Origin of the sequence: uncultured Bacteroides sp. (assembly GCF_902491285.1) — a bacterium.
Taxonomy (GTDB): Bacteria; Bacteroidota; Bacteroidia; order Bacteroidales; family Bacteroidaceae; genus Bacteroides.
On record NZ_CABUHK010000061.1, the window covers coordinates 1 to 24,269 of the forward strand.

The 24,269-nt window shown below is 36.8% G+C and carries 16 protein-coding genes; 14 read left to right on the forward strand and 2 right to left on the reverse strand.

What is annotated here, in order from left to right:
- The coding region (locus RDN93_RS15145; RefSeq protein WP_308746292.1) for a VapE domain-containing protein at window positions 1-1,064 on the forward strand (1,064 nt) is incomplete at its 5' end.
- A gap of 100 nt (window positions 1,065-1,164) precedes the next feature.
- Here RDN93_RS15145 and RDN93_RS15150 read toward each other — a convergent pair.
- A complete protein-coding gene (locus tag RDN93_RS15150) occupies window positions 1,165-1,599 on the reverse strand; it encodes a DUF6078 family protein (protein WP_308746293.1) in 435 nt (144 codons plus the stop codon).
- Window positions 1,600-2,443: 844 nt separating this feature from the next.
- On the opposite strand from RDN93_RS15150, the gene RDN93_RS15155 reads away from it, so the two are divergent.
- The 13 genes from RDN93_RS15155 (at window position 2,444) to RDN93_RS15215 (ending at window position 20,337) form a co-directional block, all read left to right on the forward strand.
- Window positions 2,444-3,214, forward strand: coding sequence for a site-specific DNA-methyltransferase (locus tag RDN93_RS15155; protein WP_308746294.1), 771 nt, complete (start codon window positions 2,444-2,446; stop codon window positions 3,212-3,214).
- Entirely contained in the window at window positions 3,211-4,266 is a 1,056-nt protein-coding gene (locus tag RDN93_RS15160; RefSeq protein WP_308746295.1) for a DNA cytosine methyltransferase, read from the forward strand. Before RDN93_RS15155 ends, RDN93_RS15160 begins: the two co-directional genes overlap by 4 nt.
- Window positions 4,267-4,268: 2 nt before the next feature.
- The gene (locus RDN93_RS15165; RefSeq protein WP_308746296.1) at window positions 4,269-4,796 is read left to right on the forward strand and encodes a hypothetical protein; all 528 of its coding nucleotides are present in this window, start codon (window positions 4,269-4,271) and stop codon (window positions 4,794-4,796) included.
- A gap of 59 nt (window positions 4,797-4,855) precedes the next feature.
- Complete coding sequence (locus tag RDN93_RS15170; RefSeq protein WP_308746297.1) at window positions 4,856-6,307, forward strand: AAA family ATPase; 1,452 nt, start codon at window positions 4,856-4,858, stop codon at window positions 6,305-6,307.
- 16 nt (window positions 6,308-6,323) lie between these two features.
- Window positions 6,324-7,985, forward strand: a complete 1,662-nt coding sequence (locus RDN93_RS15175) for a restriction endonuclease (RefSeq protein WP_308746298.1) — start codon at window positions 6,324-6,326, stop codon at window positions 7,983-7,985.
- A 500-nt stretch (window positions 7,986-8,485) separates the two neighbouring features.
- The gene (locus RDN93_RS15180; RefSeq protein ID WP_308746299.1) at window positions 8,486-9,028 is read left to right on the forward strand and encodes an RNA polymerase sigma-70 factor; all 543 of its coding nucleotides are present in this window, start codon (window positions 8,486-8,488) and stop codon (window positions 9,026-9,028) included.
- Between the two features lie 58 nt (window positions 9,029-9,086).
- Complete coding sequence (locus tag RDN93_RS15185; RefSeq protein ID WP_308746300.1) at window positions 9,087-10,082, forward strand: FecR domain-containing protein; 996 nt, start codon at window positions 9,087-9,089, stop codon at window positions 10,080-10,082.
- Window positions 10,083-10,209: 127 nt separating this feature from the next.
- Entirely contained in the window at window positions 10,210-11,157 is a 948-nt protein-coding gene (locus tag RDN93_RS15190) for a glycosyl hydrolase family 18 protein (RefSeq protein WP_308746301.1), read from the forward strand.
- Window positions 11,158-11,421: 264 nt separating this feature from the next.
- The gene (locus RDN93_RS15195; RefSeq protein ID WP_308746302.1) at window positions 11,422-14,763 is read left to right on the forward strand and encodes a TonB-dependent receptor; all 3,342 of its coding nucleotides are present in this window, start codon (window positions 11,422-11,424) and stop codon (window positions 14,761-14,763) included.
- A gap of 19 nt (window positions 14,764-14,782) precedes the next feature.
- On the forward strand, window positions 14,783-16,390 hold the full coding sequence (locus tag RDN93_RS15200; protein ID WP_308746303.1) for a RagB/SusD family nutrient uptake outer membrane protein: 1,608 nt from the start codon (window positions 14,783-14,785) through the stop codon (window positions 16,388-16,390).
- Between the two features lie 43 nt (window positions 16,391-16,433).
- Entirely contained in the window at window positions 16,434-17,384 is a 951-nt protein-coding gene (locus RDN93_RS15205; protein WP_308746304.1) for a glycoside hydrolase family 18, read from the forward strand.
- A 12-nt stretch (window positions 17,385-17,396) separates the two neighbouring features.
- Window positions 17,397-19,058, forward strand: a complete 1,662-nt coding sequence (locus RDN93_RS15210) for a BT_3987 domain-containing protein (RefSeq protein WP_308746305.1) — start codon at window positions 17,397-17,399, stop codon at window positions 19,056-19,058.
- A gap of 58 nt (window positions 19,059-19,116) precedes the next feature.
- Entirely contained in the window at window positions 19,117-20,337 is a 1,221-nt protein-coding gene (locus RDN93_RS15215) for a DUF1735 and LamG domain-containing protein (protein WP_308746306.1), read from the forward strand.
- Between the two features lie 998 nt (window positions 20,338-21,335).
- On the opposite strand, the gene RDN93_RS15220 is transcribed toward RDN93_RS15215, so the two are convergent.
- Window positions 21,336-24,110 (reverse strand): AAA domain-containing protein, encoded by a 2,775-nt coding sequence (locus tag RDN93_RS15220; RefSeq protein ID WP_308746307.1) that lies wholly within the window; start codon window positions 24,108-24,110, stop codon window positions 21,336-21,338.
- Between the last annotated feature and the right edge of the window lie 159 nt (window positions 24,111-24,269).

A 24,269-nucleotide genomic window follows, 5' to 3' on the forward strand; every position in this document is an offset into this window, starting at 1 on the left:
AGGTAGAATATCGTGAAAGGCTTTCTTTCCGTTTCCGCTTCAATCCTCTCGACAAGCGTGCGCTGAACAGCGTTGCCCTGGATGCGCAGATGGAAGGCATTCCGTTGTGGGACAGGGATATCAGCCGTTATATCTATTCCAACCGCGTGCCTGTATTCAACCCGTTGGAAGATTTTCTCTACCGGCTTCCGGTATGGGACGGCAAAGACCGTATCCGTGCACTGGCAGCCACCGTTCCCTGTAAGAATCCGTATTGGATGGATTTATTCCATCGTTGGTTTCTCAATATGGTTTCCCATTGGAGAGGAAGCAATAAAAAGTATGCGAACAGTGTTTCGCCCTTACTTGTCGGACCGCAAGGAACACGCAAATCCACTTTTTGCCGGAGCATAATGCCCCCTTCCGAACGTTCCTACTATACCGACAGTATTGATTTCTCCCGAAAGAAAGATGCCGAACTTTACCTCAATCGTTTTGCTCTCATCAATATTGATGAATTTGACCAGGTGAGTTCGACACAACAAGGCTTCCTGAAACATATTCTGCAAAAGCCTGTACTGAATGTGAAGAAACCTCATGGCAGTGCCGTTCTTGAAATGCGCCGTTATGCTTCATTTATAGCCACAAGCAACCAAAAAGACCTGTTGACCGACCCTTCCGGCAGCCGTCGTTTTATTTGCATCGAGGTGACCGGAGTGATTGACACCAACCGTCCGATAGACTATGAGCAACTTTATGCACAAGCTATGTACGAACTGGAGCATGGCGAACGTTATTGGTTCGACCAGGAGGAAGAAAAGATTATGATGGAAAACAACCGTGAATTTGAACAAGTCCCGCCGGAAGAACAACTTTTCTTCCGTTATTTCCGTGCTGCGCAGTCTGAAGAAGGGGAGTGGCTATCTCCTGCCGAGATTATGGAAGATATTCAAAAAGGCAGTTCAATCCCGATGTCTGTCAAAAGGGTTAATTCCTTCGGAAGAATACTGAAAAAGCAAGAAATACCTTCCAAACATACGCGTAGCGGTACACTTTATCATGTTGTAAGACTGATAACCAGGTGATGGCAAAAATGCCATCACCCTGCCGTCACCTCTTGCTGTCACAGTCTTATCGGTTCATTACTAAACTATTAACCCCTAAACAGTGACAGATGACAGCAACTTACCAAATATATTCTTCTGTGTAGCGTTGGTAAGTTGGTTCTTCTTTTATCCCTTTATTGCGGAATAGTTGTCTGATGTAGGCTTGGTCTTTAGGCATAAGCCCCCGTTCTCCTCGATAAAACCTATAATATCCTGTTTTCCCATAGTGTCCTACCAATTGTATTCTGATACTGACTGCATCTTCATAAGGGATTCTGTCGAGCAACCGTTTTAGTCCCCACGCCACATGAACTTTGACAGCAGTCTTGAAACATTCGCATTGGTTTCCATCCGCAGGATAACGTGCCGGATTAACGATGGAGATATAAAGGTAATCGGCTGTTTCATTTTGTGCAGCTATGTAGCGCAAACATTTCGAGGCTTGTGGGCATTGGTCATTGAAACACCGGGAGAAATTGTAGGGGACAGACGGGCTGTCGGATTCTTCTTTCATCTTGTAGGGTTTATTTTATTTGTGAGATACTGTTGTAAATACGTTAATATACGGGAAAATATTCTTCGCAAAAGTAGGGCTTTATTTTGGGAATGGGAAGTGTTAGGACAAATATTATTCTCTTTTGGACAGAAAACTAGTGAACCCTAAAAATCATTGTTAGTTTTGGTTATTAATGTGTTAGTATAGGCTTCTGGATATTTATAGAATAAACTATCGTATCCTGCATAGAAATGGAACAAATAATTTGTGTTGAATTGGATTTATGATTGGTTACTGTTTCTAATAGTTAATATTATTTCCCTTTATGAATTGGGTATGACAATTTGTTGATAGAATGAATGGCTAGTAGAAAATGTTATGAAGTGTGGACTAGCTTTCAAAAAGGCTGAGAACATTAAAAAGGATTTTAGACTATCAATCTTTTGAACAGATGAAGAAAACGAGACTATTCCATTTTTTTATTTTGTCATTCTTTACTATATAATTGCTGTGAAATTAAAGTCGATTTTATACTAATATATGGTGGGGATTTATTAACTTTGCCAAAAGTTGACCATACAAAAATATATAGATGAATGATAGGTCCATATATTAGAAAGTTAAGAGAGGAAAGGGTTACTTGCTTTAATAGAGGTTGCATTGTTTGGTGTTGTTTAATAATATTGTTAAGATGATGAAACTTAACTAAAAGGGAGAATATTATCAAAGCAACTGAGGTGCGTAACTTTAGCCAAGAAAAACTGTTAATAATATGGTTAATGGGTGAAAAATGTGACGTTGTAAAGAATGAAGTTCTTGTAGAAGAATCACTAAAGATGGCCCTTGACAGAATAAATGCATTATGATTGATAAGAAAGATAAGATATCTAAAGAATATTTTGTAAATATAACCCCGTTATCCAAGATAGTAATTGGGGATTGTCTTGAAAAAATGAAGCTATTGCCTGATAGGAGTATTGATTTGATCATAACTGATCCGCCATACAATTTAGGGCTCTTTATGAAAAATAGAGGGACTAATATTAAAGGTATGAGAGATAATCACTTTGCTTTTTCTGGTTGGGATGACCTTGATTTTGCAAGTTGGTCTATACAGATGGAATTATTTCTTCAAGAATGTCATCGAATATTAAAAAAACGTGGCAGTTTGATTATATTTATGTCTATAATTAAAGTTGAAACTATAATTAATTTGGCTGTTAAAAATAAATTGTATTATAAAACAGTGGGGATATGGCATAAAACTAATCCAATGCCTCGTAATATGAATTTACATTTTGTTAATTCAACAGAAAGCTGGCTATATTTTATAAATGATGCTACTACAGGAGTGTTTAATAATAGAGGGAAAGTTATTCATGATTTTGTAGAATCTTCCACTATTAACATTTCCGAACGAAAATATGGCAGACATCCTACACAAAAACCATTAACACTAATATGTCACTTCATTGATTTACTTTCAAATGAAGGTGATATAGTGTTAGACCCATTCATGGGTAGTGGAACAACTGGAGTAGGTTGTGAGGTTTTAAATAGACAATTTTATGGAATAGAGTTAGATGAAAATTATTATTCCATTGCTAGTGATAGATTAAAAGCTAAAAAATGAAAGTTGCAGACTTATTTGCAGGGGTAGGTGGTCTGTCTCAAGGGTTTATTAAAGCAGGTTTTGAGATAGAGTTTGCTGTGGAATATGACAAAGAAATAGCTAAAGCATATGCATTTAATCATAAAAATACAGTTGTGTATGCTGAAGATATATGTGATATTGATATTAACGAAATTATAAAAAAACACCCTTTCATTGATGTTGTAATGGGTGGACCGCCATGTCAAGGATATTCTCAAAAGGGAAAGCGCATGAGTATAGACGATCCTAGAAATTTTTTATTTCAACAGTTCGTGTGGTTTGTTAAGGAATTCAGGCCCAAGTATTTCGTATTGGAGAATGTCCCAAATATTATAACGACCTCAAATGGATACTTTAAAAATCAAATTATTAATGCTTTTGAATATTTAGGTTATCAGGTGGTTTGTGGAGTTTTAAATGCATCTGATTTTGGTGTACCTCAAGATAGACGAAGAGCTATATTTATTGGGCAATTAGGGCACTTGGAAATTGGATTACCAGTCCCCAATGGTTTAAAAACGACTATACAAGATGCTATTTACGACCTTCCGTTCATTAATTCAGGCGCAGGATTAGAAGTCGCTGATTATGATAAAAAACCGTTTAGTAGTTTTCAACAAGTAATGAGAAACGGTGCTAAGAAATTATATAATCATGTTGCTACGAATCATTCTTTAAAAGCTTTAGAACGACTGGCTCTTATACCAAAGGGGAAGGGGAAAGAGGTGTTGCCCAAGGAACATAGAACTAAGTCAATATATAGTGGCACTTGGTCACGATTATTAGAAGATGGAATAGCTCCGACTATTACAACTCGATTTGACACTCCGTCATCGGGACGGTTTACTCATCCTATATTAAATAGGTGTTTAACTGTAAGAGAAGCTGCAAGAATCCAGTCATTTCCAGACACATTTATATTTGAAGGTTCTCGCACTTGTCAAATGAAGCAGGTTGGAAATGCTGTTCCTCCTATGTTGGCGTATGAGATTGCAAAAGTAATTATGAATAACGAGAATAAAACTAAATAATTATGAAAATAACTCCTGCATCTCTTATTGAAAGAGGTGAATTAAATCTTAGGCAAGGTATAAAATCTTCATTGAATGATTTGCGATCTATAGTAGCAATGTTGTATGCAATTTATTTAGCCAGTGATAAAAAAGCAATCATTGAATATACTCAAGAATATATATATGAAGGGAAAACAAAAATCACGCTTAATAATGAATTAAGAAATAAGTTAAATTCTTTATTTCCGAGAATTAGTAATGATAGTATAGATAGAGTTCCTATTTTTACGTCGCAAATGGAGGCTCTTCAGGTGGGAATAGAGTTATTTCTTAGGCTTGGAAAAGTTACATTTGTTGGTGGTCATCCAGCTTCGTCCGAACGTACAGGTGGTAACAGATTTAATAAGGCCATAAAATTTGGAACTAATATTAAGTTAATTGACTTATATTTGTCGGCATATACTGAATTGCAAAAAGAAGAATTGTTAAATAAATGGTTCTTCGTCAAATTTGGTGGTAAATTCTTTATCTCTTTATTTCCAAGTTAATAATTATCCCTTTTTACTCACTTTCATAAGAAAATATAGGCACTGACTGAATTAGCTAAATGAGCGGAGAAAAACTTACCACCAAATTTGACGAAGAACCAAATAAATGGATAAATAATGAGGACCCGAGTGACAATACAGTTAGTGAGGGTTTAAAGCAAATTTTGACAATATTTTCAGAAGAGACACAATTTAAAATACGAACCAGTGCAGGTGAAATCTCATTCCAACAAGAGGGCATATACAAAGGGCTGGTTGAAAATAATACTGTTGAAAGTAATGATATTCATGAACTGGTTGGTCCTTATCGGATTTTTAAATCATATGTTAAGGAAGGCTTACATCCATATGTTGAGGAGGATAGAACGTGCGGATTTAAACTTAAAATGCCATTGAATGAAGAGTTCGAAAGTTACCAACAATTAGTTTCAAATAGTCTTGATATTATTCCTAAAAGAACTGTAATAACTCAACTGGAATATATATCAAAGGAAGAAGAAAATGAGTTTTGTAATTCGACAAATCATTGTCTGCAACAGATATTTTATGGTGCTCCGGGTACCGGAAAATCTCATAAAGTTAAGCAGATTACAAAAGGTAAAAGTAAGACTGTTGTTACTTTTCATCCAGATACTGACTATTCGTCATTTGTTGGGACATATAAACCTACATTGCATGAAGATGGTAAAACAATAACATATAACTTTGTCCCACAAGCTTTTGCTAAGGCTTATGTTAATGCTTGGAAGGATACAAGTAAGGAATACTATTTGGTAATAGAAGAAATCAACAGAGGTAATTGTGCTCAAATATTTGGGGATATATTTCAACTATTGGATAGAAACTCCTTAGGGTATTCCGATTACGTAATTGATGTGGATAAAGATTTTGAAGACTATCTTAAAAAAGAACTTTCAGGCGTGTCTGATTATCCCCAAAAGATAATGGAACTGTCTAAAGATACAGGACTGGAGGAGAATTTCTCTTTTGCGAAAATTGCTCTTCCTGCAAATCTTCACATTATTGCAACTATGAATACTTCCGATCAATCTCTATTCCCAATGGATAGTGCATTCAAGAGACGTTGGGATTGGCAATATCTTCCAATAGACTATGACAAGGCTAAGGAGATTAAAATTGATATTGGTGGAGTACAATATAATTGGGGGGAGTTTATAGAGGTAGTTAATCAAAGAATTAAGGAAATTAACAATTCTGAGGATAAGCAGTTGGGAACATTCTTTGTAAAAACTCTTGATGATATTATTTCTTTTGACCAATTCCGTTCAAAAGTTATGTTCTATTTGTGGTTCGATATATATAAAGATGAAGCGGGAACTGGAGACTCTATATTTAAGCAAACGGAAGATGATAGTAAAGGTTTCTCGTTTGGAGATTTATTTGAGTCAAATGCCATTGATATAATCAAGAAATTCATGGCGTTCTTAAAAGTTAGTCCGATTAATACGATTGCAACGGAGAATGAGGACATAAATAACGCGGTGGTGTAAGCTAAATAAATATTCAATGAAGATTATATTTGAGGGAAGTAAATATGAAACCTCGTTTTTAGAAACTTATCTAAATCGTCGTTTCTTTTCACCAGCCAATAATCCGTTCTATTCGATTGTTGACTATGTAGGATATTATTATAACTCACAAATCAATGATCCTGTTATAATACTTCCCAAAGTGTTTATATATGAGAATGGATTGGCTTTTGGTAAATATTCTCCTCAAGATATTTTATCTCCTAACGCGATTACAAAAGAAAAATTTAAAAAGGATGGTAGTGACAAGTTATTATTTAGTATATCAACATGGATCTACCAAGCCATTATTCAGTTTAGAAAAAGACAAAAAGAAACCTCAATTATAGAGAATGAGGAGATAAATAATATTATATCAAATTTTGGCGATTCAGACAATACAGAGCTTGACATTATATTGAGTTTAATCAAGTTTCATAAAGAAAATCAACAGTTATTTACGCATGTGTCAAAGCTTAATCACATGGGGAGAAAAGTTGCTTGGAACAAGACTGTATCTAAGTATACACCGTATTTATGTGACAATACGCCAATATATTCTAATGTAGCTGCAAAGAAGAAAACTGTTGATTTTGATGAAGAGTTGATTGTATTATTTTACTCTGTGCTCAATTACATAAGGATAACATTTGGATTTAATATTGTTTTAAATCAAAATTATGATTTAATCAAAGGACGTGAGTTTGAACGTTTATTGGTTAATGGTACTCGTAAGCTTAAAGTAATCAAAAACAGATATTTCACAGATAAATTCGTGGCGTTATGGAAATTATTATATACATTCTTTGAGCATTCGGAGACTAATAAAAAATCGAATAAAATACAAGAGGAAGTTCTGCTTATTAAAAGCTTCAATATTGTTTTTGAAGATATGATTGATGATCTTATTGGAGATAAGAATAGCGATATTCCTCGCTATTTTAGTGACCAATTGGATGGCAAACGTGTAGATCATCTCTATCTTTACCAGTCTTTAATAATGAACGATAAAATATATTTCGTGGGAGATAGTAAATACTATAAACCGGGAAATAGTATAGGGAAGCATTCGGTAGAAAAGCAATACACATATGCTAGAAACATTATTCAATATAATATCAACCTTTTTAATAAAGATAACTTGCCTATCGGGATTAGATATAGAGATCCATTAACAGAGGGATATAATATAACCCCGAACTTTTTTATTTGTGCTTTTGTGGATCCAAATTTTGATTTTTTTAAAGATGGACTCAATGAAGAGAAAGGATCGAATACTACTGAGTTTCAATACCATTTTGAAGGAAGATTATTTGATAGGGATACACTACTTATTCAAAGATACAATATAAACTTTCTATTTGTTCTCTATGCATATACCTCACGAAGTAGCTTGATGAAAGCGAGTTTTAAAAATAAGGCTCGGAAGCAGTTCCGAGATCGGATGATTGATTTTTTCAATGTAAATTATTGCTTCTATACTGTTACTCCAATTAGTATGACTTTAGAAGATTTTGTAGATAAATACTTCCGTCAACTTAATGGCAAGATGTATAGGTCTTCATCAATGTCTGATAAGTTGATTGTGGCAATTGAAAAAACGACTTCTTCTAGCTTTAGTATCGAGGATTGTATATGTGAAAGTTTTCTACTTAGTTAAATTCTGTGTAAAGCATAAGTATTCGCTAAAGTATATTGTTTAAATGACTGTATCTTTTCGTTTGATTGTTTAGTCATGTATGTTATTTGTATCTTAATTTGTTCTTCTCTGTATTTTCTTCCATTTGTGCGATAGTATTTGTGGCAGTTATTCATAACTTGTCTTTTGCATATATGGCATTCTTGCTATAATCTTATTTAGGTGATTGTTTATTACGAAATAAGAAACGTTTTTAGTATTAATTTATTTCATAATAGTTTAATTAGAGAACGTTTGGATTGATTTTTATTTGATAAATATGAATGTTAGGCTTTATTTTATTGTATTGAAAAAGGTCATAGAATGTTTGCAAAGATAATCAAAGAAGGGATAAAGCCACCTATGGCATAACAAAGAAATATTCCAGTTATATTTTATTGAAAATAAAACCATTATTGCTTTTAATTCTAGATAAGTTACTCTATCTTTGTAAGGTAACACAAACAAAAGTGTAACCTTATATGAATCAAGACCATTGTTTAGTAGAACAGTTTGAAATGATATTTAGAGCTCATTTCTCTTCAGTGAAGTTTTTTATCAATATGTTTCTTAAATCGGAAGCAGATGCGGAAGATTTGGCTCAAGATGTATTTACCAAATTATGGACTAATTTTGAGACGTGGCAAAATGATGATGGAAAAGAAGGGTATATATACGCTATGGCAAAAAATGTTGCATTTGATTTTATCAAGCACAAAAGACTGGAAAATGATTATCGGGAGGAACAAATAAAGAAAAGTACAATTAAGGATTTGTTAGGCTTATCAGATCCGTTAAATTCGCTTTATTATAAAGAAATGCAACTAATAATAAGAATGGCTCTTGAAAACTTTCCTGAACGTCGCAGAAGGATTTTTGAGATGAGCCGTTTCAATAATATGAGCAATCAGGAGATTGCATTATCCTTACATCTTTCTGTTCGTACAATAGAGCATCAGATATATTTGTCGCTTCAAGTTTTAAAGAGAATCATTTTAATTTTATTTTTCCTGTCTTTTCTTTAAGTAGTCGGAATGTTTCAATCGTTATATATGAAATTCCAAAATCTAATATAACGATAACATGAAGAATTATTTTCAGAAAATATTATCCCTTTTTGCCCGACATAATTATTCGGAACAAACAAATCAAATGTTTTACAGGTGGTTGGTTGATAATGAATATGAAAAAGAAAAGGATGAAGCATTACAGGAACTTTATCTAGAAGCAAGAAAAAAAGGAAAAGTATTCGACCTGGAGAAATCACTGGAACGTTGGAAGTTAGATAACAATCTTACACATGTTCAACCTCAACAAAAGTCCGATAAAAAACTGTTTATGCGATTGTGGCAATCGGTAGCTGTTATATTATTAATAGTATCTATATCTTTAGGATATCTGCTTTGTAAGGCAGAGAAAGACGATTCAGGAATAACTCAGCAATGCATATCGGGCACTCAGATGAAGACATTTTTTTTGCCTGACGGAAGTCGGGTAAGCATGAATTCGAGGAGTATGTTATTATATCCCGAACAATTTACAGGAAAGTATCGCAGTGTTTTTCTAATTGGCGAAGCTAATTTTAAAGTAAAAGCTAATAAAAACAAACCGTTTATTGTCAAAACCAATGATTTTCAAATAACAGCTTTGGGAACCGAGTTTAATGTATCCGCATATACTGAAGATAATAATGTTTTTACAACTCTAATAACAGGGAGTGTTCTTGTGGAATTTGACGACTTGGGCAAAAAGAAGTTGCTTAAGCCAAATGAACAATTGGTGTATAATAGGAAGAGACGTCAAGATACTCTGACTTATCCTGATATGAAAGATGTGACAGCATGGCAAAAAGGTGAGTTGGTATTTAATCGAAAGACTATAACGGAGATTATAACGATATTGGAACGTAAGTACGATTGTAAGTTCTTTAATAATCAGCATAGCTTAAAGAATGATCGTTATAGTTTCAGGTTTAAAGATAATCCACCTTTGTCTGAAGTTATGGATGTTATTGTTGATGTAGCAGGAGATTTATGTTTTAAGATAGAACATGATAAATGCTATATTATGCAGAAATAATTTTGATATTAGAAAGTTAAAGCGGTGGAAGGTATGTCGAATAACTAAAACGGAGAAAGGAGGAATTATTAAGCTTTTAGAACGCATTACCTAAGCGAAATAGTAACTATATAAAAAGTAATACTATATGAAAAATTTGAAACACTTCTTGTTACTCATTGTAGCAATGGTGGCAGGAACTTTGATCATAAGTTGCAGTAGTGATGACTACATGGGAGAGGCACAACAACAAGGTATTTCGCCAACTACTCGCGGCGTCAGCGACAAGATGCCGAAGTTGACTACTTATATTGAAACTAATGATGTAAATCCTCTAAATGCAGGAGAGTACTATTTTACAGGTACGGATCCGCAAGAGCAGGTGATTGATAATGTGATTCTGTTTGCTTCTAATATTCGGGGTACGGCTAGTACTGTTCAATTGTATCATAACAATAATCAGTCTCATATATTGACCAATGCCGGTACGCTTATCGCTCCTTTACAACAGAAAGGTATCAGAGTCTCTTTAGGGCTGTTGGGTGATCACACCGGAGTGGGGTTCTGTAACTTGACACCGGCCATGATTGAACGTTTTGCACAACAGATTGCCGCTTGTGTTAAGCAATACAATTTAGATGGTGTGGATTTTGACGATGAATATGCAGACTATTGGAAGGCACCTTCTAATTTGCCTTCACCAAGTACTACGATTTTTGGAAATCTTGTAAAAAGAGTGCGTCAGTTGTTGCCTGATAAGCTGATTACAGTATTCAGTTTTGGTGGTTATACAAATTTTGATGCGACTACAATGAACGCCATTAGTTACATGTGGCCTGATTTCGGAGCGGATTGGAGTACTCCGGCCGGATTAGGGAATAGCAAATGGGCAAAGATGTCAATACACTGTACGGATGGTAGGCCAAGTGCAGGTGTGATACAAAGTAGCGCTGCAAATTATAGTGGCTATGGCGCCATTATGATGTTCAATCTACGCGAGTCTGGTCAAACAAGCTTAATGAATAACTTTGCTTCAAGAGTTTGGGGAGGCAAGACCGTATCTCGTACGACGACTATCTATGCGAAGAATTATTAAGATATCAGGACGCTCCATGTGAATGAATTGAAGACTGGAAGTGATAGACTTTCAGAGAAGGACACTTCCGGTCTTTTATAAATTAACCTGAATATACAAACTGCAGATGCCTTTCATTTGTTGATAGGCACTGCTTAATAATAAAGATATATGTGAAAAAGTATCTATGCCAGAAATCTTTCTGCATTGGATATGAAATCGAAAATTAAAACAGATAGACATGTGTTGCGAATAAAAAAGTTAGCAAACTAATACTTAAAATTCATGTTACACAGTTATACATTGAAAAATGATAAGAAGGCAAAAGGGATAAGATTTGTGTTGTTTTTATTTATGGTTGTAATACAAGCTACAGCTTTTGCCCAAGGTGGTATGAAAATTACTATTCAAAAAGAAAATATAACTGTTATTGAAGCACTGAAAGAAGTGGAGAAGCAATCAAAGCTTTCAGTAGGATATAACGATTCGCAATTAATTGATAAACCGGCTATCAATCTCAATTTGAAAAATATTGATTTGGAAAAAGCCCTCTCGATTATCCTTAAAGGAACAGGATTTACTTATGGAATTAAAAGAAATTATATTAATATTATTCCTCAACCCAAAACAGGAGCTGTGGTTATTAAACAGGTAACAGGCAGGGTTGTTGATGAGAAAAATGAACCTCTGATAGGAGTAAATATACGGGTAGAAGGGACTGATGATGGAACTGTTACTGATTTGGAGGGTAAGTACGTCATAAAAGCTTCTATAGGTAGTATATTAAGCTTTACTTATATTGGCTATATTTCGTCTTATGTAAAAATAGCAGATAAGAATGTATACAATATACAAATGTCTGCTAACGTAGAGGCGCTAAATGAAGTCGTTGTAACTGCCTTGGGTATCAAGAGGGAACAAAAGGCTCTGAGTTACAATGTACAACAGGTAAAATCCGACCAGTTGACAAATGTCAAGGATGTAAACTTTATTAATAGCCTGAATGGCAAAGTCGCAGGAGTTAATATCAACAGTAGTTCTTCAGGAGTAGGTGGAGCTAGCAAGGTGGTGATGCGTGGTACAAAGTCGATAGAACAAAGCAGTAATGCACTGTATGTTATTGACGGTATTCCCATGTTTAATTTCGGAGGTGGCGGTAGTATGGAGAATGGTTCACAGGGAGTGACTGAAAGCATTGCCGACATCAATCCGGATGACATTGAAAGTATCTCAGTGCTAACTGGAGCAGCAGCTGCCGCCCTTTATGGAAGTAATGCGGCAAATGGAGCCATCGTTATTAATACGAAACGTGGCAAAGTTGGTAAATTGCAGGTTTCTGTGTCTAGTAATACCGAATTCGCTAAGCCATTCGTACTTCCATATTTTCAAAATCGCTATGGTACAGGCAGTTCGGGAAAAGCAGGTAATTCTACTACGTTGAGTTGGGGGACTTTATTAAATGACGCATCTCGTAGAAACTATGAACCACGTGATTTCTTTGATACGGGGATAACTTATACCAATTCCGTTACATTATCAACGGGAACAGATAAGAATCAGACCTTCTTTTCTGCTGCTGCGGTTAATTCGGAAGGGATTGTACCGAACAACCGTTACAACCGTTTTAATTTCACCTTCCGTAACACTACAAACTTTCTGAATGACAGGATGAAGCTTGATGTAGGTGCAAGTTATATTATTCAGAATGACCGCAATATGACTAATCAAGGTGCTTACTCAAATCCGATAGTTCCTGTTTATTTGTTTCCACGTGGCGACGACTTTAATTTGATAAAAGTGTTCGAACGTTGGGATCCGGCCCGTAAGATTAAAACCATGTTTTGGCCTCAAGGGGAAGGAGACTTGCGGATGCAGAATCCTTATTGGATCGCTTATCGCAATTTACGGACGAATGACAAGAAGCGTTATATGCTGTCTGCCTCTTTAAGTTATGATATTACAGATTGGCTGAATATTTCAGGGCGTGTTCGGGTTGATAATTCCAGTACCAAATATGAACAAAAATTATATGCAAGTTCCAATACTACTCTTACTGAAGGTAGTGCGCAGGGATTTTATGCTATATCTAAACCTGACGAAACACAAGTGTATGCTGATGCGTTGGCAAATATAAATAAACGTTTGGGTGATTATTCTATTGTGGTCAATATCGGGGCGAGCATCGTAGATAATAAGTATGACGAATTGAGTTATCGTGGACCGATACGTGCCAATGGTATTCCCAATGTTTTTAATGTGTTTGATCTTGACAATACTCAGAAGAAAGCACGTCAGGATGAATGGGAAGAGCAGACGCAGTCTATATTTGCCAGTGCTGAAGTAGGGTGGAAGAGTATGTTTTATCTTACGCTGACCGGCCGTAATGACTGGGCGTCACAGTTGGCAAACTCATCTTCTACTTTTTTCTTTTACCCGTCAATTGGACTTTCGGCTGTCGTCTCTGAAATGGTGAAACTACCTTTTTTCGTGGATTATCTGAAAGTGCGCAGTTCGTTTAGTTCGGTGGGTATGCCTTATCCTCGTAACTTGACATCGCCTACTTTTGAGTATGACGAAACTACTCAAACGTGGAAGCCGAAAACACATTATCCCATTGGTGACCTTAAACCTGAACGGACCGATTCATGGGAATTTGGCTTGGATATGCGGCTTTTCAAGGACTTTAATCTCAGTTTGTCATGGTATTTGGCTAATACGTTTAATCAGACGTTCGATCCGAAAATTTCCGTATCATCCGGATATACTACCATTTACCTTCAAACAGGATATGTACGTAACCAGGGAGTAGAGCTTTCATTTGGTTACGGACATACATGGAAGAAAGATTTTCGCTGGCAAAGTAATTTTACATTAAGCCATAACAAGAACAAAATTATAGAATTGGTAAAGGACTATATACATCCGGAGACTGGTGAGCCTATAAATAAAGATCGGCTGGATGTAGGCGGACTCGGAAAGGCCAGATTCATATTGAAAACAGGAGGTTCGCTGGGTGACCTTTACACACAGTCTGATTTGAAGCGGGACGACAATGGAATGGTAGAAATTTCTCCTGCGGGTACATTAGTAACAGTGAATAATCGACCTGATATTAAATTAGGAAGTGTTTTCCCTAAATGTAATTTGGCATGGAACAATCAGTTTTCATGGAAAGGGTTTAATGTAAGTGCTTTAGTTACTGCGCGTATAGGCGGTATTGTTTATTCGGCTACTGCAGCGGCTATGGATCAATATGGGGTGTCTGAAAGTTCGGCGGTTGCCCGTGATAATGGTGGGGTATTAGTGAATGGACGTAATAGAGTGGATGCACAGACATGGTTCACGGCTATCGGTTCACAAAGTGGTCTGCCACAGTATTATACTTATAGTGCTACCAATATTCGATTGCAGGAGGCGGCTATCGGTTACACGCTTCCACGTAAATGGTTGCATGATGTATGCGATATTCAGTTGTCTGTTGTGGGACGCAATCTCTGTATGATTTATAATAAAGCTCCTTTTGATCCGGAAGCCGTTGCAACGACTGGTAACTATTATCAAGGGATCGACTTTTTCATGTTGCCGAGTACCCGTAATGTCGGTTTGAATGTGAAAATCAACTTTTAACAGATAAAAAGTAGTTACTATGAAATATATAACATCTATCATAAAATTGTTTTCGCTAGCACTATTGCTTATTGTCGGTTACGCTTGTACGGATAATTTCGATAAAATCAACCGGAAGGATTATCAGGTTGACAAAGAAGAGCTGGGGCGTGAAAGTTATAACGTAGGCGCCAGTCTTAAAGGATTACAAGGGTTGGTGATTCCTACGGAAGAACATCTCTATCAGTTTGTTGAAGCACTTGGCGCAGGTGCGTTTGCCGGTTACATTGGTTGTACTGTAGAATGGACGGCTAAGTTTGAAACGTATAATCCACCAATAGATTGGCAAGAAGCTCCTTTTTCAGATTTAGTCACCCGTACTTATCCGTTTTATCGGGACTTGTTGGACGAAACGGATGATCCTGTGGCGTTGGCATTGGGAAAACTGTTTCGTGTAGTCATCATGCAGCGTGTGACAGATATGTACGGTCCGATTCCTTATTCAAAAATCATTTCTAAAACAGGTAAGGTTTCTCTTACCGTACCTTATGATTCGCAGGAAGAGGTATATAAGCAAATGTTCAGTGAATTGGACGAAGTGAGTGATGTCCTTAGGGATAATCTCAATTTGAGTGCGGAAGCTTTTCGTAAATTTGATGATGTATATCAAGGCGATCTTTCCAAATGGCTCAAATTTACTAATTCACTCAAATTGCGTATGGCCATGCGCTTGACTTATGTACCGGAAATGCAGGCGGAAATACAACGAATAGCCGAAGAAGCTGTAACGGCAGGCGTAATGACGGAAATAAATGATAACGCTTTCTTGAAAGTGGAAGAAAATAGGGTTGCTATGATTTTTAATGACTGGAATGACCAGCGTGCGGGGGCTGATATTATCTCATATATGAATGGTTATAAAGATCCGCGTCGGGAAAAGATGTTCACTACAGTGAAAATGACTGTATATGATGAAAACTTCCAACCGCAAGAGGTTGATGGATACGCGGGTATTCGTATTGGCATTGATGTGACTACCAAGGATGAGATGGTAAATGCATACAGCATACCGATTATCAGCAGTACCAGTCCTTTTTTATGGATGAATGCCGCAGAAATCACTTTCTTACGTGCCGAAGGTGCCTTGCGAGGTTGGAATATGGGTGGGGAAGCTAAAGATTTATATAATATGGCGATAGCCCTTTCTTTTGAACAATATGGTCTGTCGGGCTCTGAAACCTATGCAGAGAATTCGACTGACACTCCGGAAGCGTACAATGATCCGACATTTGCTTATACTGATTGGGAAGGTCCGAGAAGTACTATTACTATTGCTTGGGAAGATGGTGCGGATAATTTTGAACGTAATCTTGAACGTATCATCACTCAAAAATGGATTGCTAATTTCCCTTTAGGTGTTGAGTCATGGAGTGAACTCCGCCGTACAGGATATCCTCATCTTATGCCGGTTATAGAAAACAAAAGTGGTGGTAGCATCAGTTCCGAGCATATGATCCGTCGTTTGTGGTATCCGCCTACAGAATATACTGAAAATCTTTCGAATATCAATTTGGCGATAGGTATGTTAGGAGGTCCTGACAATGGGGGAACGAGATTGTGGTGGGATAAGAAATCTTATCTCAATTGACGAGAGAGTTTGAATACGAATAAAAGAATGAAAAAGAATTTATATGAAAACAATAATATGTAAACAATTCATTTATAGTCTTCTGTTTTTAACGGCTTTTTTATTGCCTGTTGCTTGTGATGACTGGAATGAACCTGAAATTGTAGATATTGATATTAATAGTGCGAAAGAACAGAATCCGGAACTATGGGCGCGTTATATGCAGGCATTACGTACCTACAAACAAAGTGAACATTACTTGTCATATGCGCACTTTGATAATTCTCCGGAAAAATCGCTAAATGAAGGTAGTTATCTTCGGTCATTGCCGGATTCGTTGGATATTGTGACCTTGGGTAATTCTCATCAAATCTCTGATTATGATCGGGAGGATATCCCTCTATTGCAGGAAAAGAGTATTCGGGTGCTTTATTTGATAGATTATGTAGCTCACGCCTCTTCCTTAACAGATATCACGGCATTAAATAGTTGGTTGGATAAAGAAATTGCTACGTCGGCCGAACTCAATCTGGACGGATTTGCTTTTACCGCTCTTCCGCTCTATAATGGAACTGATGCTGAATTGGCATCGTATAAAGAGAAATCACGGCTGATTGTTTCTAAATTATCTACTGCTACGGGACAGGATAAATTATTGGTATTGGAAGGAAATCCGGCTTTCGTTGATGAAGCAGACTTTGACAAATTGAATTATATTGTGTTGAATACTGCAGAGTTGACTAATGTTACCGATTTGAAATTGCAGGTGACGGGGATTCTTGCCAATAGTTTATTGTCTAAAGATAAATTATTGTTATCTGTTCAAATGGGCGGACAAGTAATTGATGAGACTGGTGTAAAACAAGAGGCTGTAACTTTAATGACTGACCGTGTGGTTGCTCTTGGTCCATTAGCTGGATTGGGAATTTATGCTATAGGCAATGATTATTATAGCCCGATAAGGAATTACGAGATTACACGAACGGCTATTCAACTAATGAACCCATCGAAATAAAAAAGAATTAATATGAAAAAGAATCTTATCATACATTTTATATTAGTATTGTTACTGAAAATAGGAGTAACAGGGTGTACCGAAGAGACTATCTCAATGAATGCGGACAGAATGCCTGACGAGACGGCTATGGATAATATTGCAGGTGTCCTGCGTAACACAACTACATTGACTAATAAAGCATTTATTGAGTTGACGGAAGGGGACGAATCTGCCACAGAGGAAATATTCTATTCACTGTCACAATCAGCCGGAAGCAGGTTGACTGTCACAGCCGTTGTAAACGAGAAGCTTGTAGAAGGTTATAATGAGGAAAACAATTCTAAATTGAATACATTGCCGGCTGGGAATGTGCAGTTCGAAAATGGCGGAGTTCTTTTAATAGATGCTGGAGAACAAAAATCTGCCAAAATCAAATTTACTATATCCACAGCTGGACTGAATACTGATACTCCATATCTTTTGCCATTAACTATGGAAGAAATACCTACAGGAGTAAAGGTGGATACTAAGAAACAGGTGCTTTATTATATTGTGAATATTCGGAAAAGAATAACGACTTGTTATCCTAATAACCAGTATGAACAAATAGATATGCCGCCAATGCTACCTGATGCATTTGTTGTTTTCTATGTGAATACTTCAACTTATCAACCGTTGATAGCTGATGTTTATGGAATTCAAAAAATTAATCAGATAGATTATACTCAAACTTTACATAATATAGGTAGTATCGTGAATCTACGAATTGTGACAATGGACTATGAGTCTGCAACAGGACGTGCACTGCTCAATTTGAGTAGTGACATACGTGATGTGTTGGAAAAGGCGGATAAGTTTATTCGTCCGCTTCAGGAACACGGACGTAAAGTATGTCTTAGCATTGAAAATGGTAATAAAGGATTTGGCTTTTGTAATTTAAACGATATGCAGCTTGCAGATTTTGTTCAACAGGTGAAAAATGTGGTAGAACTTTATCGTTTGGATGGAATAAATCTTTGGGATAAAGTGAGTACTTATAACAAGGAAGGTATGTTTGCTATGAATACAGTCTCTTATCCTAAACTAATAAAAGCATTGCGGGATGCACTTCCTGAAAAGTTGCTGACAGTTGTTGATAAAGGAGAAGCTACTGAATATTTCTATGATGTAAATCGATGTGGTGGCATTGAGGTAGGTAAATATATAGACTATGCGTGGCATGCGTATGATAGTGGAAAAGAAGTGGTACAGATTATAGAACCATGGGACGCAGAGCATCCTTATAGTGAATATACTCGTAAACCTATTGTAGGGCTGGCGCCGGAATGTTATGGAAGTCTGGTTATTCCATTATATGAAAAAGGAGAAAATCCTTTGAGAGATAAATCGCAATATAGGATGGTGGATTGGAAAATGAATAAACGTAAGAAAAATAACATTGTTGTATATGCGTTTGATCTTACAGCCAATGAGCAAAATATGTATGAAGGAATGGTGAATGATATTGCGATAGGAGATGGCATTAACGCTATGATGGATGATGGTGCTTATTGGGGGCAATCCATCTATCCTCCTTATGATTGGGGATTTATTTCCGGTGAGTATTCTTATACTTATAAACCATTGGACTGGCTTTTGCGCCAGATGTATAATGTGTATTCAAAAGGATGGGTACGTCCGTCCGGAATGTGAGAAGATAGATCTTGAAACTAAGATACAATGAGTCTGATAATTCAAAACAAAGAATATAATGAAAATAGAGAACAATTGTTTGATCATAGTCTTCCTGTTATTAATAACAGGTTGTGACAACAAAGATTATAGTAAGGAATCTCCTTTTGGTAATAGTGTATATATTGATGCGGCGAAAGTGAAGGATATAGCTAATTTTACATTTAATAATCTTAAACAGGATGGACAGCAACAGATTTCTGCTGTACTGGCATATCCTGCCGAACAGGATATAGATGTCAGTTTTCGGACAGATCCTTCATTGATAAGTTATTATAATGCACGTTTAGGGAATAATTATGCAATGTTGGATGCTAAGTATTATAAGTTTTCTACCCAGCACGTTGTCATTCCTAAAGGAAATGTAGATTCAGAAATGGTCACTATTGAATTTTCCAACCTGATAGACTTGGATATTGACACTAGCTTTCTATTACCTGTTACTATTGGAGAAGCATCAGGAGGGATGAGTATATTGGGCGGATCTAAAAATATCTGTTACATAGTGCGTCGTTCCAGTGCTATAACTACTGCTGTCAGTCTTGCTAACAATTATTTTGAGATACCGGGATTTGTTGCCGGTAGTCCTACTGCTAATGTAGTAAACGGATTGAAGCAACTTACTTTCGAAGCTGTTGTTCGAGTGAATAGATTTGATCCTCTTACCGAAATCTCATCCATTATGGGTATTGAGCAATATTGTTTGTTACGTTTTGGTGATTCTGGCTTTCCTAGACAGCAATTGCAATTTGCGGCTAATGAAATGAAATTTCCAAATGCTAATGATGGTAAGCTGTTGCAACCTGGTGAGTGGTATCATGTTGCCGTTACTTATGACACAGAGACAAAGGCTGCTATTATGTATGTAGATGGCAAAGAGCAGAGCCGCGTTGACGATTACGGAAATGGGGAAGCCATAAACCTTGGAAAACAGAAGAAAGGAGACTTTATGTTTAAGATAGGACACTCTTATGGAGACCCCGACGATATGAGTCGGCAATTAAATGGAGAGATTTGTGAAGTACGTATATGGAATGTGCTCCGTTCACAAGAAGAGATTTACAGGAATATGTATGATGTTGATCCCCGAACTACTGGTTTGAAAGCTTACTGGAAGTTCAACGAAGGTAAAGGAAATAACATTGCAAAAGACTTGACCGGTAATGGAAATGATGCTGTGGCTTATACAACTGCTATATGGCCGGAGGGGATTGAAGTACCGCAGAAAAATAAAGAGTAGCTTTCGGGAATAATATCTTGAAATGAAATTAGTGCAAATAAATCACCTTTGTTACATTGTGTTTCAAAGGTGATTTTTCTGTTTAGATTCAATTCTTTAAAATATCAGTCATTTTATCTTAGGCGATATATAATGTGCATTTGCTATAAGAATAATGCTTGGTGCTTTGGTTTTCTCGGATTTTATGTTCACCTTTGTATTGCATTACAATATTTAAGTCGTTTATATGTCTTAGGAGATCCTTAGTTGTCGTCAGTTGCAGGTATATATATACTTTGCAGTTAATGATAGTACGGCTCTGTGTTCCTCGTGTGGTAGGTTAATTACCCCACTCATATCCTAGGCTGCGGCTAATAGATTTGTAATGCAGCGGGGGATCAGGGTCGTATCTTTTTATTGATATTTTTATATACCATTCTGTATTATTTTATAATAAAACATTGATTTTATTGGCTTTATAAGGAAATAGTCTTATCTTTGTAGGGCATTACATGTCTATTTTGCCGACTGGAAGCCAAGGAGCCTTTAGTCGTAAACGACTACGAACATATTAAAAATATGTTCGTAGTTTCGCGATATTACGGTTCTGTCCCCGTGTGGAGGGTTAATGCCCCCACTGTATCCTAGGCTTCGGCATAGATATGTAATGCAACGGGTCAGCAGGACCGTATTTTCTTATAATTGATCTAGAAAACTTGACTCTGTAAAGACCCTGTAAATGACCTCGCAAATGACCTTGTAAATGGGGGGATTTAGCAATATGACTATTATTTTATGTATCGCTTATCGTATTGATTGAGTAATGAAGCGTGCGATATGGTTTAATAATTATGGCAGAGTACAATTCTAAAAGTTATGTTTTGGCGTTCGGGATAAAACTCTTTTTCCTCTAACTGAACTATCTGAAAAATTCAGATAGTTGCATATTATTATACTTCTTCTGATTTGTAATAATGGAAGTTTTTATCTTTCTGTATACTAATCTATGTGTTGACTTCCTATTGTAAATGCAATGCTTCGTTTAACTTATCTACAATAACTTTCTTCTCATTACTACCAATAGTAGACAATCTCACCAACGGAATACCATACAACTCCAATATATGATCCTTTTTAACATCACGTTCCGCCTGCCTTGTCCCAGATTTATGATACATATAACCGTCCGTCTCAATAGCCAATACCGGTTGTTTACTCACACGATTATAAATCAGAAAGTCGATATGGGTATTAATATTTGCAGCATATTTGCTCTCTTCAGCATTTAGCAGAGAATAGTCCTGAATCAACATATAAAGAGGTAAATGGCAAATGATATTCAAATGACGCATATTGATGTTCTCTTGCAGAATGTCTTCTATCAAGGCGAAAGTCAGATTCTCGGAATCATATTCGGATATTTTCTTATGTTTCTTTAAATAGGCGATTCGGGCATCCGTATATTGTTCGTATAGATAATCGAATATGGAATGAATCTTACTGGCGATGACTGTACCGTTATTGTATTCGATGTAGGCAATCAGGTCGCTGATATTACAATCTTTGGGCTGTTCGTTTCCTGATACGACCAGATAGAACTGCTGTTTGGCCCGGGAAACTGCGGCATTCAGCAGATTCGGATCATCGGAAAAGGACGTGATGGTGTCATCGACCGTAGTCATAATGATAGCATCCTTCTCTCTTCCCTGAAACTTATGGACTGTTGCTACATCAATACTTTCTTCAAGTGCGGATTTAACGGCATTTACTTGCTTGTTATATGGGGCAATGACACCTATCTCATCCGTATCATAGGATAGGGCAGGTAACACTTCTTCTTTGATAACATCTATTTCCCGTTGATTCAGATGGCTGCGGGAATGGTTGCCTTTGGCGGTTCTTATGGCACGGATTACGTCCTTTTCTCCTTTATCACGTGTCATGATAACAAGATTTCCGCCATAAAATTTCTGATTGCAGAAGTTGATGATTTTAGGGTGGCAACGATAATGCTCCCGTAATAAAGTCTGCGGTACATTCGGAATCACTTTGCAGACAGATTGCAGGAAACTCATACGGGCACAATCATATTCTGCCTTAATCAGACATGCGTTAGCGATAAAGTCCAGCTTTTCCTTGTTTTCTTCCGTGACTACATTGGGGAGCTGCATAGTATCGCCGACAATGATTGCATTTTTAGCGCATGACAATGCCAAAGCACCTGTTTCTACCGAAACCTGTGAAGCTTCATCCATAATCAGATAATCATATACGGTATCCCGATGCAGGCTACTTAATGATGAAAATGTAGTGCTTAGTATAATCGGATACTCCTTCTGTACTTCCCGCCAATTATCTTTCAGGTCTTCTAAAGTAAAGACTGGTTTGTCATGATTATTACCATAAGTATGGAATAACTTGTTTTTCAGATATTTCATCGATGCATCAGCCATTTGCTTAGCCATTTCCACCGCATCTTTGTTGGCTAGTTCCTTTTCTAATGTATCTATCTCAACTTCCAGTTCTGAATGTTTTGTCTGGTAGAATAAGATTTGGAAGTCAGCGATAATCGAGGTCATCTCCCGCTTATAGAAATTCTTGTCGGGGATTTCACAAACCGTTTTACTTTTGAATCTGAAGAACAGCCATTTCAACCGTTGTATAAAAGCTGAGATTCCTCGGAAACTTGATGTCTGCTCTTTTTCCGCAAATTGTTGACATTCGTTCCATAAGTTCAGAAGAGCGGCAGATTTGGAGTTTCCACGTAGTTTTATAGCAGATTCTTTAGTGCCGAATTCTTGCAGGTAATGCTGCCATTCTATTTTCAAGGCTTGTATTTCCTGTCTTGCCATGGCAAGACGTTCCTGTTTGGAAAATATGCTTTTGAGTTCTTCCGTTTGATGATGTATCTTATCGAGAAACAAGGGCTGATCGGCTTCCGCATTATGCCACGATTCGAAATTCTCCGGATATTGTTTTTCTTCTTGAGTCTCTATGAATTTCTCTTTGTTGGCTGTGCTGCCGAGCAATGCAACGATAAATCCCATATCGTATTTGGATAACTTCTCAAGTACATTTACAATGGCGGAGTTATTATTAGATACAACCTGAACAGTTTTGCCACGCACCAGAATATTGGCGATAATATTCAGGATAGTCTGCGTCTTTCCGGTTCCCGGCGGACCTTGTACAACACTTATCTGGTTCTCAAAAGCTGTCTGGACTGCCTTTTGTTGGCTGGCATTACAACCGAAAGGGAAAATCAGGGTCGATGTATTTTGAGTCTGCAATTTATACTTTTGAGGATTCAAATATACGGCAATAGCCCTGTCATCCGCGATAAAGTTTATCTTTTCATATTGTTTAGCCAGTAGTTTCGTACCGTCGTCAGCTTTCAGTTCATTCACCTCCGCTACTTTTTTCAAATATCCGAATATGTCTTTTGAACAAGTTTCTGCCAGGCATGATCTTATGATTTGTAAATCTTTACCTTTATAATCATACTCTTTCCCATTTTGGAAACGAATATGCCAGTAACTTTCCGAACCGCTCTTAAAAACGGATAGTGTCTCGATGTTTGATAAAGTTCTCTCTTTAGTGGCTATTTGATAATTGGCAGGATCCGGTTTGTCAGGATGAGTCAGCCAGATAACATTTTCTTCTTTGTAAGAATAGACGCTGGAAGAATTTCGGAATATGATGCTGTGATTGCCGTTATTATTCTGGCAACTCTCTATTTCGGCAGTCTTGATTTGACCTTTTATGATAATGAGATTTTCGGAAGTGTCTATCATAGGCTTATGGACGGATGTGATTAACTTGTGCTGATGTTCTTATTATTTATCGGTTATTTCGCAGCTAAAAGTAAGAGTAATTTCTTGAATACCCAAAATAGAAGCAGAAAAAATGCAAAACTACTTTATCAGGTCGTTTATTGCTATTGGGTAAGGGGC

Excerpts from the sequence above, each read along its gene's own strand:
- RDN93_RS15170 (WP_308746297.1), top strand. The coding sequence starts at position 4,856 with ATGAGCGGAGAAAAACTTACCACCAAATTTGACGAAGAACCAAATAAA.
- RDN93_RS15205 (WP_308746304.1), top strand. The coding sequence starts at position 16,434 with ATGAAAACAATAATATGTAAACAATTCATTTATAGTCTTCTGTTTTTA.
- RDN93_RS15195 (WP_308746302.1), top strand. The coding sequence starts at position 11,422 with ATGTTACACAGTTATACATTGAAAAATGATAAGAAGGCAAAAGGGATA.
- RDN93_RS15210 (WP_308746305.1), top strand. The coding sequence starts at position 17,397 with ATGAAAAAGAATCTTATCATACATTTTATATTAGTATTGTTACTGAAA.
- RDN93_RS15220 (WP_308746307.1), bottom strand. The coding sequence starts at position 24,110 with ATGATAGACACTTCCGAAAATCTCATTATCATAAAAGGTCAAATCAAG.
- RDN93_RS15150 (WP_308746293.1), bottom strand. The coding sequence starts at position 1,599 with ATGAAAGAAGAATCCGACAGCCCGTCTGTCCCCTACAATTTCTCCCGG.
- RDN93_RS15160 (WP_308746295.1), top strand. The coding sequence starts at position 3,211 with ATGAAAGTTGCAGACTTATTTGCAGGGGTAGGTGGTCTGTCTCAAGGG.
- RDN93_RS15185 (WP_308746300.1), top strand. The coding sequence starts at position 9,087 with ATGAAGAATTATTTTCAGAAAATATTATCCCTTTTTGCCCGACATAAT.
- RDN93_RS15215 (WP_308746306.1), top strand. The coding sequence starts at position 19,117 with ATGAAAATAGAGAACAATTGTTTGATCATAGTCTTCCTGTTATTAATA.
- RDN93_RS15165 (WP_308746296.1), top strand. The coding sequence starts at position 4,269 with ATGAAAATAACTCCTGCATCTCTTATTGAAAGAGGTGAATTAAATCTT.
- RDN93_RS15200 (WP_308746303.1), top strand. The coding sequence starts at position 14,783 with ATGAAATATATAACATCTATCATAAAATTGTTTTCGCTAGCACTATTG.
- RDN93_RS15190 (WP_308746301.1), top strand. The coding sequence starts at position 10,210 with ATGAAAAATTTGAAACACTTCTTGTTACTCATTGTAGCAATGGTGGCA.
- RDN93_RS15155 (WP_308746294.1), top strand. The coding sequence starts at position 2,444 with ATGATTGATAAGAAAGATAAGATATCTAAAGAATATTTTGTAAATATA.
- RDN93_RS15175 (WP_308746298.1), top strand. The coding sequence starts at position 6,324 with ATGAAGATTATATTTGAGGGAAGTAAATATGAAACCTCGTTTTTAGAA.
- RDN93_RS15180 (WP_308746299.1), top strand. The coding sequence starts at position 8,486 with ATGAATCAAGACCATTGTTTAGTAGAACAGTTTGAAATGATATTTAGA.